Origin of the sequence: Neorhizobium sp. LMR1-1-1.1, assembly GCF_040675795.1 — a bacterium.
Lineage (GTDB): Bacteria > Pseudomonadota > Alphaproteobacteria > Rhizobiales > Rhizobiaceae > Neorhizobium > Neorhizobium cellulosilyticum.
In genome coordinates this window covers 57433-70263 of the sequence record NZ_JBEGHE010000019.1, presented here as the reverse complement: position 1 = coordinate 70263, position 12831 = coordinate 57433, and the positions used below count along the sequence as shown (strand labels likewise).

Genomic DNA, 12831 nt, shown 5'->3' with positions numbered 1-12831 from the left:
TTGGAAATCAGGCGCGCATGGGTAGCAGGCCATCGTTGACGGCTTGCGAGACAGCAGCGGCCCTAGTTGTGACGCCGAGCGCCCTGAACAGGGCGGATACATGAATCCGCACCGTGAATGGCGATATGCCGAGCACGATGGCGATCTCCTTGTTGCTCTTGCCTTCGGCAATATAGCGAAGCACATCGGACTGCCTGTCCGTCAAAAGCGGGGTGGTGATCGTATCCGCCTCCGGAACTCTCGTGATGACATCGCCTTCGCGGATCGCCGTCAGAGCTTCCGTCAGAACCTCGGGATGAACGGCCTTGTTGATGAAGCCGTTGACCCCGCAGGCAAGAACGTCATCGATGGTGAGCCTGTCGTCTGCCATCGAGACGACGACAATCGACGAACTTGCGAATTCACGCCTGAGGGCAGGCAAGTCATCCTTGATGCTGCGCCTGGTGAAGAACAGGTCCAGTATGAACATTGACGGCGGCTCCTGCCGCGAGCGGGCCAACGTGAGAGCGTCATCGAACGTGTCCGTTGCGGTAATCTCGGCGTTCGGCATCATTCGCGTCAGCAGCGTCGTTAGACCGTCTCGGAACACTGGGTGATCGTCCGCGACAATGATTGTGTCTTCTCGCAAGGCTAAGTTCTCCTCTGCCGCACCTGCTCTAAACCAGGCGATGTAAGCGGATTGGATGCCGGTAGAGCGCCGGATTTTGCTCGTCGACGTTTCCTGAGAAAGCATGACTTCCGGAGGGGTCGAAATGGGCTGGGCACGGTAAATTTCAATAGCTGAATCTCGCCGGTACGGCGCGTTTCTAGACCAAAGCAAGGATGCGTTGACGATCCTTGTCGCAATCCACGCAGACCTGTTCGCCGGTGTCGAGAAGGTGGTCGATGATTGCATCGGAAACTGCGCCATCGGCGATGCGATCGAAAGCGGCAAACATCGGCTGTGAGTTGACTTCGAGGAAATTCAATTTCCCATGATCAGCGACCATGAAGTCGGCCGCCGCGAAATCAAGCTCGAGCCGGTCGCAAAGCGCAAGCAGCTTGTCGCCGACCGCATCCGGGACGGCGACCGGCCGGATTTCGACATCGCGCGTCTGTCGGTAGTCGAGTTCTGGCGATTGCAGTTCAAACGCCAGAAGTCGTGCCCCTATACGGTAGATACGGATTTCGGGGCGGTTGAGGCGAGGTTGCACAAAGCGCGGGCCGCCTTTCTGCCCGGTCAATACGCTCAGAAGCGTAGTATAGTCTCCACCCGCAACCGGCTTCTGGATTAGCGCTTCGGCTCGGCCGGCAAATTCCTCGAAAGCGTTCGTCGCGATTGTCCGGGGAATGACGAGGCCGATTTTTGCCGCTTCGATCAGGTTATGGATCTTGTTGTTCTCCCGCAGTCCGGTGCGGCGGTTGCACAACTTGGCATCAGTGCGGCTCTCGGCCCATCCCCGAAGTGTATAATACCAGTTATGAGCCTGTGCATGGGCATAGGCGAAGTCCGCGGTCTCGTAGAGAAAGACGTCCTGGCGAATGAAATAGGCCGTTGGGCGCAAGGTTTCGCCCTCAAGCTCGAATGTATCGTTTTGGATATCGAGCCGAACCCGTGGAGGCGTATCCGGACCGACCAGCAAAGTGCGAAACGGTAGGTCCCGCGCTTTCAATCGGTGAATGAGAACCCGCAGATTGGGGTCGTTCTGGCCGCCGCAAACTAAAATCATGATCGTTCTGCCTTCGCTTGGCCTTTCAGCCGCAACCTGTCTGATCGGGAAGGTCGGTCCGGGCAAACCGGACCGACCCGATGGATAGCAACAAGTCTACAATCAACCGTGCAGCTTTGCTTCCAGCACCGGGAAGTGGATTACGCCGCCGTCTTCCTCACCGACAGCAAGGGTCGTTGCCCGGCCGCCGCCATCTTCTTCACCGATTGCAAGAGTCGTTATGCGATCGAAGCCGGCGCCGGCAACGGCATTGGTTTCCTCTTCGTTCAGCACCCGGTGCTCGCGCTTGTCATTCTCCATCTAGGCCTCCTATTACCTGAAACATTGCGGGGACAGACTTCGGTGCCTCTCCCGGTTGCGAACATGGCTGCCGGGCAGGGCGGCATCAACTCGCGCGAATGTGCTATAGGCCATCGTGAAAGGGGGACGTCATCCCACGAAGCCGCCTCATGACGTGACTGGCGACAATCCGTTGGGCGACAAAGGTACGTCGTGCACCCGACCGTCCTGTACCCGAAAAACTCTTGAAGCATTGCGTATCAGGGCCGGACGATGGGCGATGACGATGCGGGTGATCGGAAGCGACGCAACCAGCATGGCGATTTCTTCCTCCGTTTGCTCGTCAAGATTTGCTGTCCCTTCATCAAGCAGCAATAGCTTCGGTTGCCGATAGAGCGCCCGCGCCAGAAGTAGTCTCTGGCGTTGACCACCGGAAAGTGCCGCTCCCATATCTCCTATCAGAGAGAGGTACTGCATCGGCATTTTTACAATGTCGTCGTGAACACGGGCCGCCGCTGCGGCCATGACAACGCGCTCCATGTCCAGATTGGGATCGAAGAAGGCGATGTTGTCGGCGATTGATCCGGAAAGGAGGCGGTCGTCCTGCGCTACCACGCCGATGTGGCTGCGCCATGCCTGCCACAATTCCGGTGTCGCCCTGCGCCCGTCGAGAAGGATTTCACCTGTCTCCGCTTCATGCAGGCCTAGGATGAGCTTGAACAGAGTGCTCTTGCCTCCACCCGACTGGCCGGTGATTGCCACATAATCCCCCGTCTCGATCTTCAGATTGACGTCTTCCAACACAAGCGGATCGGAGGTGCCGTAGCGAAACGAAATGTCGCTTAGCTCGATTGCGCCACGAGCCTCGTGGGTGACGGCGCCGGCACTCGACTGGATGGCACCTTGTGCCATCGCGATATCGGCGATGCGATCGAGATGCACTTTGAGAAGCCGGAACTGGATAATCTCGGCCACCAGCGACATCGTTCGGTCGCTGAACGTCTGGCGAAAGGACAGGAAAGCCATCAGCATGCCAATCGACAGGCCGTCGGCATTGAGGATGGATCGCGCGCCGAGATAGATCACAATAACAGTCTGTAACCCGATGATGATGCTGTGAACCAGCTTCAGCGTGATCTCGTATCTGCCGAGCGAAATCGACGCGTTTATGACTGAGGCGTAGCGATTGCGCCAGTTGCTCTCCCGTTCGGATTCTCCACCCATGATCTTGATCGTGGTGGCTGCCCGTACCGTCTCCATCAGCTGTGACTGTTCCTTCGCCGAGGCAATTAATTGCTCCTGCGTGCGGGAGCGCATGACAGGATAAAAGGCAAAGGACGCAGCTAGAACCATGAGCAGCGAGAGGCAGACGACGAATGCCAGAAGTGGCGAATAGAGGAACAGGATGAAGGCCGCCACAAGCGCCATCAGACCGTCGATCAGCGCCACCGCCATGCCGCGCGTTACGGCATCCTGAATGGCACTGGTCGATTCGATCCGCGATATGATGTCGCCAACATGCCGTTTTTCGAAGAATGAAGATGGCAGTCGCAGGAGATGACGAACAAGATTGCCAACGATCTGGAACAGCATCATAGATCCGAGAATCCTGACCACCCAGGCCCTCACGGCCTCCAGCCCAGCATGGACGATGAATAAGGCGCCAAAACCCAGCGCCAGCACCGCCAGAAGGTCTCTATCCGCACGGCCAATCGCCTCGTCAACCACCAACTGAATCTGGAATGGAATGCCGAATGACGCGATCTGGAAGGCAAGGGACAAACCCATAATCTGAAAAATCGCCGGCCAGATGCCGGTAAGCCGTGACCAGAGATCGGTCAGCTGCAGCGTTTCCGTCGCTTCGATCTTCTCAAAAACCGGAGCCGGTGCCAGTTCCAGCACCACCCCGGTGAAATGCCGGGAAAACTCCTGCAGCGGCAGTTCGCGCATGCCCAGTGCCGGATCGTGGATGACCGCCTTCTTACCCGAGACAGATTTCAAAACTACGAAATGGTTGAAATCCCAATGCAGGATGGCGGGCAGGCTTACCTTCGACAAAGCGTCTAGGCCGACACGAAGTGCGCGCGGCGCAAGCGACAGCTTGCTCGCCATCTGCATTAGGCCGCGCAAGTTTGCACCACTCATCGAAAGCGGAAACCGCTGCCGTAGTCCGTTGAGGTCGATATCGTGACCGTGATAGCTGCCAACCATGGTCAGACACGCAAGCCCGCACTCCGCCCCCTCACTTGCAAGCACGACAGGGAGCCTGCGGCTGCGTGAAAAATTGAGGTCCTGCAAGCTCATCCCATCCGCCCCACTGCATAAAGAGGATCGAGCAGCCACTCCAAAAGCGTGCGGCGATCGATGATCACATCGGCTGAGAGCAGCATGCCAGGTTGAACGGGCATGTCCTGCCCGTAGGCGCTGACGAGTTCACGATCGAGCCTCACCTTCACCCGGAAAACCGGTTCATTCAGCTGCAGGCCAGGTACGGAAATTTCGTCGGGGCCAAGCACCGTGCGCGATACCTGCACAACCGTGCCTTCGGCGCTGCCAAATTTCTGATACGGAAACGCCTGATACATCAGCCGAACGTCCTGGCCTGGCTTGATAAAACCGGCCGCGCGCGAAGGAACGAAAAGCTCCGCCTCGAGCTTGCTACCGGCGGGCGTGATAGCTGCGATCATAGTTCCTGCCGCAACATCCTGGCCCTGACTGACGGGCAGTGCCACGACGCGGCCGGAAACCGTTGCGCCGACGATATAGTTATGGCGGACCGCCGCTTCGGTCTGGCGTTGGGCCAGCGCCGCTTGCGACACACGCGCCTGTGCCTGCGCTGCGTCGATTTCCAGCGGCAGGGTGCGGTGGCGCGCGTCAAGATCACTGATCTGCCGTTCATAGTTGAGGATCGACGCTTTTGCCTGGGAGACATCCTGGCGCGCCACCAGCTCTCCCATTCGAGCGTCCTCAAGGCCTTTCTGGGTAAAGGCACCTTGTGCGGCTAACTGGGTGGCGCGTGCGACGTTCAGTTTGAGAAGGTCTGCCTTCTCTTCCAGCACGGTCAGGGCGGATCGGGTTTCATCGAGTTCGCGCAAAAGAGCGATTTTGCGCAAGCTGACCTGCTCTCGTTCGGCCTGCAACTGCCTCTTTGTTGCCGCGGCCTGAGCCGCTGCCGCCTCTGCTTCCGTCCGCAGTTGGTTCTCCAGAAGCGTGCCGGCATTACCGCTGTTGAAATCAGAGGATATACGCACCTGCGCAAGCGTTTGATTTACCTGTACCTCGTCTCCCTCAACGACGTTGATACGCTCGACGATACCACCTTGCCGTGCGCCAATCCTGATAATACCGCCCTCAGGTACGACCCAGCCGGATACACTTTCCATCCTGGCATAGGTTGCGGTCGAAAGGAAAAGCAAGCCCGCTACGACGATCGCCATGCCCGCATAGCCGAGTACGCGTGACGCCAATGGCTGAGTGAGGATCACCTCACCCTCCAGCCGGGCGTTCTGGCTGGCCAACGCTTCCTGTCGAAACAGGTTGTTGTGCGGTGGAGGGGGAGAGGCTTTGGCGTCCTGTGGTTCCGCATGCTTGCGGGCGGCTTCACTCATCATTGCCTACCATGTCTAATGTTTTTGCATTGGAGGGCTGATGCGGGATCGCTGGTGAAACCTAGAAAATCTCCGCACTGCCTGATCGTGATGACGGCGTCGAAGGCGCGTTCGGGCGTGCCAAGCTCCGACCCAAGATCATGGTTGGCAACCGACGCGTTTTCGTTCAAGAGCTGACTCGTCACCCCGAATTACAGGCTTCGGCTCCAGAGGTATTGGGCAAGCCGGTCGACGAGCCCACCGAGATGAACGCCGCCGGACACGTCCTTGATTTCCGCTCCGCACAATTTCCTTATTTCGGTGCTTTTCTGCATCGTTTGCTCCAGTGTTTTTCAACGTGATCTTATAGACGTTCTGGTCTTGTCGATCGGTCCGGCTAGTCGGCGCGGCTCCGCACTCCTCATCCGTCAGCGGTCGATTGACGAGACGCCGATATTTGAGTGCCTGCAGGACAAGATCAATTAGTGCGAATGGTCTATGGTGCGGGTCGCCTGCAATCGGCATTATGGATTTCGGTCACGGCAACGATCGCGTTGGAAAATCGGCGTTGCGAGTTAGTGCTATGTTTTCATTGCAATTTAACCGAGGACCTCTGGGATCGGTTTGCGGCTTTCCGCGCCTAGGTCATGTTGATAAAGTGCCTTCTCAAATCAGCTTAGGTCTGAGTTCAAGGCTGTCTTTCAGGAGACAGTGATGGCACGTGGTGATCTTACCGATGCAGAATTGCGGATCGTGGAGCCGCTTCTTCCCGCGGAGCGGGGGCGAAAATCTCGTCCTTCGCATGATAACCGCCAGTTCATGAACGGCATGCTGCACGTACTTCGGGTGGGGTGCCCTTGGCGTGATATGCATGAGCGATATGGAAAGTGGAACTCGGTCTATGTCCGGTTCCGCCGTTGGGCTGAGCAAGGGGTCGCCGCATTCCTGGCGATCGCCGCGGCGAAGATATGGCTGCCATACTTTGTCAACATAACCTAAGCAGATGGAAGCGATCCGCGCGGCAAAAGCGAAAGGGCTTAGGTAGTCGCGGCGCTGCTGAAAATTGGGCAGCCGGCCCTTATCCAGATATCTGCGTGCATTTGCAAAACTATATATGGATTGTAATACATTCTCAATAGTGCCGCACATCAACGACTTGGCAAGACTGCAATCGCGTCGCTCGATTCCTGTCGTATCTTTAACATAAGCGCGACCACGGCAGGCCGGGGCATGGGACGGGAGAGTAGAAATCCCTGTAGACTGTCACAGCCAAGGCTCTTCAATACGGATTGCTGTTCTGTCGTTTCTACACCTTCAGCCGTGATTTTAAGGCCTTTGGCTCGTGCCATGTCGATCATGGCGACGACAAGTGCCTTGCTGTCATTGCGATGCATCTCGTCGATGAAAGACTTATCGATTTTTATTCTATCGACCTCAATCTTTTGAACACGAGAAAACGACGAGTAGCCTGTTCCGAAATCGTCGATGGCAAACTGCACCCCTGCTTTTCGCAACATAGAAATCGTTCTTTCGAGTTCGCCCCCGTCGCCCGTTGTTGCGCTCTCGGTCATTTCGATTTCCAGCCTGCATGGGCTGATCTGCCATTTCGCGAGTGTAGTTAGGACCCGGAGCGGATACCCAGGCGCAGCGAGCTCAAGCGCGGAAGCGTTGATTGCTATCGAGATCTCGGGAAACTCCGCCAGTGTCTTGCAAGCATCCTCCAGGACGAGAGTGCCTATGTCATTGATCAGCCCGATTTCCTCGGCCAGGGGGATGAATTCCTCAGGGCTGATGTAACCGATCAGGGGATGCTTCCAGCGCGCAAGCGCTTCGAGCGAGCAAAGGTTTCCCTCATCAGCCGCGAACACAGGCTGATAGAAAACTTCCAGTTGGCTTCCGTTCTCTAACGCGGAACGGAGGTCGTCTTCCAAAGTGCGGCGTTTGCGCAGAACTTCGTCCATATGACCGCCGAATATCGCATAGGTATTCCGACCGGCGGCTTTTGCGTGGTAAAGCGCAATGTCTGCTTGACGCATAAGTTCGGCGGGATCGCTGGCGCCGGCCGCGTGAGCTGCGCCAACACTTGCTCCGATGGTGATATGCGACGCCCCGACATCAAATGGTACTTTAAGCCTGCGCACGAGGTTGTCCGACAGCTCCTCAGCGTTTCGAGCGTCTCCGGCGTGGAGCAAGATCGTGAACTCGTCGCCTCCTATACGGGCAATGAGCGCCTCGGGCAGGAGAGCGCGCATACGCGCCGCAGCCATGCCGATCAACTCGTCACCGACAGGGTGGCCGAACGTATCATTCACTGCCTTGAACCTATCAAGATCGACAAACAAAAGGCAATGCTGCTCGTCAGCTTGGGCGCGGCGAAGCCGCAAGTCCAGCTGTTCGCCAAAATGGGCGCGGTTTGCAAGCCCCGTCAGCACGTCGTGTGATGCCTGATGTTTCAGCTCTGCTCGACTTGTTGCCAGCCGTTCGGAGCGCCGCCAAAACGCTCCACCAGCAAGGCTTGTCCCAGAAAATAAGGCTACAAATGCAAGGAGAAGAGCGGGAGCGGTATTGTTGAGAACCTGTTTGCCTGGCTGGAACGGTCTCCAGCGAAAATACCCAAACACCTGGCCATCCTTCGCTCGCAATGGGACAAATGCCAGATCGCGCCCTCGCGGCTGCTTCGCAGAGAATTCCAAAGCATCGAAGGCATACTCACTACCAATAATTGGCGGTAGGTCTCCATCAAGGAAGCGGACAGCGACGTGAATCCTTTCCTTCCCAGGAACCTGCTCGATGTCACCTGAATCAGAGACAATCGGCTTAACGCTGACGATAGCTGGTCGGAAGCCAACATAACGTAGGTCCGACTCTCCGATAGAAAGAACTCTATCATTCGTGCCTTCGGTATCACCAGCCGCCAGACGAGCCTGGAGTCTTATCGCCAGGGGCAGGTAGGCTCTTTTAAGATCGTCCGGCGCTGGAGCATACTCCGCATCGGCCATAAACTGATAAAGCGGCGACAGATCTGTCCGCAGCACCAATGCGGCGTCATGTCCGAAATAGCTGTGCATCCATGAGCCCAAGTTCGCCTCGACCCATTCGAGGTTGCCGCTCGCGGTGTTTCTAACGGCGTCATCCCAGACGGTGGCGCTCTCTTGATCGTGCGCCAATCCGGCCTTCAATTTTGAAACTGTCAGCGTCACGAGATCGCGCTGGCGAACAGCGGCTACTTCGTCAGTTCGCCCTGCCGCCCAAACAAGCGCCAGTAGAAGCAGGCCGCATACCAAGAGGGACGCGCACGCTGGCACCACCCACCGTAAAACCCATTGCGACTGAAGCTGTATGCTCATTGCGAATGTTTTCCTGTATTTCACGCAATCATAAAACAGCGGCTCTTAAAACGATCGCAAGCAAAGTGGTTACGGGAGGGTTTAAGCACCGTGCGTCCGATTTCGTACAATTCGGAACTGGAGCCGAGTACTGTCGACCAAGTGACGCTTGTTGCTGGCGAGCTGCCTTGAGCATCACGAATGGCATTGAGCAATGCGATAACTTTGAATGCGTCGCCACAAGCCATCTGATTTGCCGTCGATCGCCTGGCGAATGAAAGGGACAGTCGCCCATAGCACGTTCCTTCAAGGGCGACCGCTCTACTTAATCCAGTCTCCTGGCTGTTTCGATCTTCCTCAAAAAATCTTATCCTGCGGCTGCCGACAGAACCCGGTCAAAGAAATGGGACGGATCCTCGCCGGCCAGACTTGAGGCCTCGAATATCAGCCGGTCTTCCCGCCGAACCGCCCCGGCTTTCGTCGATGCTGCCACAAGCTTTGCCGACGCGTTCTTTGTCAGCGTTATTGCAAGTGCTTTCGGCCCGGCTTCAAGCTTGGCAATACCCAACCCTCCCGCGATAAGCTGCAGTTTGGTCGTTCTCAAGAGAAGCAGTAGATCGTGCGGCGGGTCGCCGAACCTGTCCTCGAACTCGTTTTCCAGGTCGTTCAGGTCACCGACCGCGGATGCCCGCAACAGTTTGGCGTAAAGGTTGAGTCTGACAGCTGGATCCGACACATAGTTTGACGGTATTGTCCCGACTTCTCCGAGATTGACGACCGCGCGCTGTTGTACGCCTGACGGTTGCCAGCGAAGTCTTGCGACGGCGCTTGCGAGCAGCTTTTGATAGAGCCCGATACCAATCGCCTTCATATGGCCCGCCTGGTCCTCGCCAGCGATATCGCCTCCGCCGCGCAGATCGAGATCTCGCAGGCTGATTGCGAGGCCAGCGCCAAGGCGGTCGTTCTCGACCAGGGTCGAAAGGCGCAAGCGCGTTTCCTCAGCCAGCTCAGCGTCCGGCTCGGTTAAAAGGGTAATGATGCCCTGGGCTGCTCCGCGCCCGACGCGTCCACGTAACTGATGGAGCTGAGCTAGGCCGAACCGATCAGCGTGCCAGATGAACATCGTGTTGGCGCGCGGGACATCAAGGCCGTTTTCAATGATGTTTGTGGCGAGAAGGACGTCGCCATCGCCTTTCGCAAAGTCGACGATTGCTTCATCGATCGCAGCAGGCGGCATCTTCCCATGAGCGACCTTGACCGCAAGTTCCGGAACGATCTTTTGCAGCAGTGTCTCGACATTTTCTATATCCTCGATACGCGGCACTACGATAAAGCTCTGGCCTCGGCGCCGGTATTCCCGCATTAGGCCGGTCCGCAAGGACGCCGGATCGAATGACGCAAGTGAGGTGCGGACGGGCCGGCGCCTGGATGGTGGCGTGGTCAGCAGGCTGACCTCCTGAACGCCCACCATCGCCGATTGCAATGTCCGCGGGATCGGCGTGGCCGACATGGACAGCGTGTGAAGAGATGGCGCGAGGCTGTTCATCGCCCGCTTTTCTTTCAGACCAAATCGGTGTTCCTCGTCCACGATCAGCAGCGAAAGACGCGCAAAGCGAACGTCTTTCGAAAGGATCGCCTGGGTCGCGATAATGATGCCGATCTCGCCCTCAGCGAGCGCCGTCTTCGTCTTTTTCGCCTCACTTGGCTTGAGCATGCGAGACAGCATGCCGACAGAGATGCCGGTTCCCGTGAACCGCTGCTCAAAGGTCGCAAAGTGTTGTCGAGCGAGCACTGTGGTCGGTGCGATAACAGCCACCTGGCCGCCCGAAAGCGCAACCGCTGCTGCGGCGCGTAAGGCGACTTCGGTCTTGCCGAAGCCGACATCTCCGCAGACGAGACGGTTCATGGTATGTCCGGAGGCGAGATCGGAGAAGACGGCCCGGATGGCTTCGGCTTGATCGGGAGTTTCGGAAAATGGAAAACGCCGCGCGAAGGCAGAAAATTCGGCACGCGGTGAGACGAATCTCTCTGCTTGCGACGCCTGCCTCTGTTTCGCTACCTTCATAAAATGGCGCGCGGTGGATTGAATGTTCGCGTGAATCTTGTCGCGTTTCTTCTGCCAGGCATCGGTGTGAAGGCGATCGAGCGTGATTGCTTCTGGCTCGGAGCCATAACGCCATAGCTTTCCAAATTCTTCCACCGGTACGAGGAGAGAGCCGCCATCGCGATATTCCAGGCGAGCAGCGTCCCGTGTGACATCGTCCACGGTGATGCTTTCCAGATCTTTCAGGACGCCGACGCCATGATCTTCGTGAACGACGACATCGCCTATTCGAAGCTCTGCTTCCGCCAGAACGGCACTCGAACTCGCAACCTTGCCCGCTCTATCGGTTGCGGCAATAACAACGACGTTCTGTCCGGCGTCGATAAACCCTTGGTCCAGGTCGCAGGCCAAGCTTAGGAGGGTGCCGGGCTCTGCTTTCAATACGGCCTCCCATGTATCGACGGACCGAGGCACTTTCCTGGATGCTTTTGCCAAACGCCGACCCATCGCTTCGGCGGTTTTTCCCTTTCCAGTGATGAGAACCTTCATTCCTTCGCGCAGGTGATCTTGCACGAATTCGACCAAGGCTTTGCGTTGCTCTCTCTCGGTTACATCTGTTGGGATGTCACCTCCGTTTTCGAGATCGAGAACGCCTGTGAGAACGCTGCCAGAGAGCCGTTCCCACTCCGCTCTATCCAGATAGAGCGACCGGGAGGAGGAAGGCTGACTATCGCCGAAGTCTGCTCGTGACTGACGTGCATCTTCGATAATCTCAAGATAGCGTCCGACACGCTCGGTCGCGCCGGGAGCCAGAAGGACTGTGGTATCGCCGAGCACGTCAAACACGGTCGGCATGTCTTGATAAAGGCGCAGCAGCAATTGCTCCATCGTTTCCGGCAGTGGAGCACGGTGCTCTGCGAGATCGCCAACAAAAATGGCTTCGGATGCCGGACCGAACGTCACGTTGTCGAGATTACTTTCTGTCCGCTGCGTTGAGCGGTCGAAACCTCTGAGCTCCTTGACCGTCTCGTTCTCCGACAGAACAATCCGCATTGGACCCGGTGCGCCGGCGGGGTAGATGTCGATCAAGCCTTCTCGAACCGCCAGCTCGCCGGGATCGTCCGCGACGCCTTCTTCCTCATAGCCGGTCCGCTGGACGAAGTCGGAAAACGCTTCACGATCGAACGGCTCTCCCATTACAAGCTCGATATGGCTTTCCGAAATAACGGCCGCTGGCGGGATACGTTGAAGCGTTGCATCCAGCGATGTTAAAAACAGCCGCGCCGCGCCGCTCGGCGTGCTCCAGATCCGTAATGCATCCATTCGCACACCCATGCAGTGCCGCGACGGTGGCACCCGGTCATAGGGCAGGCAATCCCATGGCGGAAAAACGATCACCTCGATCTCAGGAAACAGCGCACTGAAAGTCTCAGCGATTCTGGCAGCCGCGCCCTCGCTTTGTGCCACATAGCACAGGGGACTCTCGGAGCTTCTTAGAGCTGCGGCCAGCCTGGTCGCTACGACACCCGGCGGAGGCTTGGAGACTTGGGTGTGATCGGCCGTAGCAGCGGGTGGGGGGGCATCTTCATCTCTGGACTCAACGACACTCACATGAACCTGCCATTTTATCGCCGGCGACTTTACCAGCTTAACCAAACGGCTTCTCAATCAGGCTGTTCCATTCGAGCGGGTCTGTTGGCTAATTCTATTGAGAGCGATAGTTACAGGTAACCTGCCAAAGCCGCTGAAATGTCGAAGCGATCCTCGAAGCCCTTCAAATGTAATCGTCGCAACGGCCGAATGATTGCCGCTGCTTGAACTATCTAAGCAGTTTTCCTTCTAGCCAGGTAATCGCTTTCAGCGTCGGGCGCTGTAGCCACTTGCTG

The 12831-nt window shown here is 57.2% G+C and carries 8 protein-coding genes and 1 pseudogene; 1 reads left to right on the top strand and 8 read right to left on the bottom strand.

What is annotated here, in order from left to right:
• Nucleotides 1–7: 7 nt before the first annotated feature.
• From MRBLMR1_RS10930 to MRBLMR1_RS10905, 6 genes are all read right to left on the bottom strand, one after another.
• Nucleotides 8–628 (bottom strand): response regulator transcription factor, encoded by a 621-nt coding sequence (locus MRBLMR1_RS10930; protein ID WP_210298164.1) that lies wholly within the window; start codon nucleotides 626–628, stop codon nucleotides 8–10.
• A 178-nt stretch (nucleotides 629–806) separates the two neighbouring features.
• The gene (locus tag MRBLMR1_RS10925; RefSeq protein WP_148144969.1) at nucleotides 807–1709 is read right to left on the bottom strand and encodes an ATP-grasp domain-containing protein; all 903 of its coding nucleotides are present in this window, start codon (nucleotides 1707–1709) and stop codon (nucleotides 807–809) included.
• Between the two features lie 102 nt (nucleotides 1710–1811).
• A complete protein-coding gene (locus tag MRBLMR1_RS10920) occupies nucleotides 1812–2009 on the bottom strand; it encodes a hypothetical protein (RefSeq protein WP_148144970.1) in 198 nt (65 codons plus the stop codon).
• Between the two features lie 147 nt (nucleotides 2010–2156).
• Nucleotides 2157–4292 carry a peptidase domain-containing ABC transporter gene (locus MRBLMR1_RS10915; RefSeq protein ID WP_500064597.1) on the bottom strand — a complete coding sequence of 712 codons (2136 nt, stop codon included), beginning with the start codon at nucleotides 4290–4292 and terminating at the stop codon, nucleotides 2157–2159.
• Nucleotides 4289–5596 (bottom strand): HlyD family secretion protein, encoded by a 1308-nt coding sequence (locus tag MRBLMR1_RS10910; RefSeq protein WP_500064595.1) that lies wholly within the window; start codon nucleotides 5594–5596, stop codon nucleotides 4289–4291. Before MRBLMR1_RS10910 ends, MRBLMR1_RS10915 begins: the two co-directional genes overlap by 4 nt.
• A gap of 191 nt (nucleotides 5597–5787) precedes the next feature.
• Nucleotides 5788–5910, bottom strand: a complete 123-nt coding sequence (locus MRBLMR1_RS10905; protein WP_500064592.1) for a hypothetical protein — start codon at nucleotides 5908–5910, stop codon at nucleotides 5788–5790.
• Between the two features lie 379 nt (nucleotides 5911–6289).
• Between MRBLMR1_RS10905 and MRBLMR1_RS10900 the strand changes: the two are divergent.
• Nucleotides 6290–6511, top strand: a pseudogene (locus tag MRBLMR1_RS10900) (transposase); the annotation flags it as partial.
• A gap of 212 nt (nucleotides 6512–6723) precedes the next feature.
• Here MRBLMR1_RS10900 and MRBLMR1_RS10895 read toward each other — a convergent pair.
• Nucleotides 6724–8922: a putative bifunctional diguanylate cyclase/phosphodiesterase gene (locus MRBLMR1_RS10895; protein ID WP_500064591.1), complete on the bottom strand. Its 2199-nt coding sequence runs from the start codon at nucleotides 8920–8922 to the stop codon at nucleotides 6724–6726.
• Between the two features lie 346 nt (nucleotides 8923–9268).
• Nucleotides 9269–12412, bottom strand: a complete 3144-nt coding sequence (locus MRBLMR1_RS10890; protein WP_500064589.1) for a DEAD/DEAH box helicase — start codon at nucleotides 12410–12412, stop codon at nucleotides 9269–9271.
• Nucleotides 12413–12831: the final 419 nt, after the last annotated feature.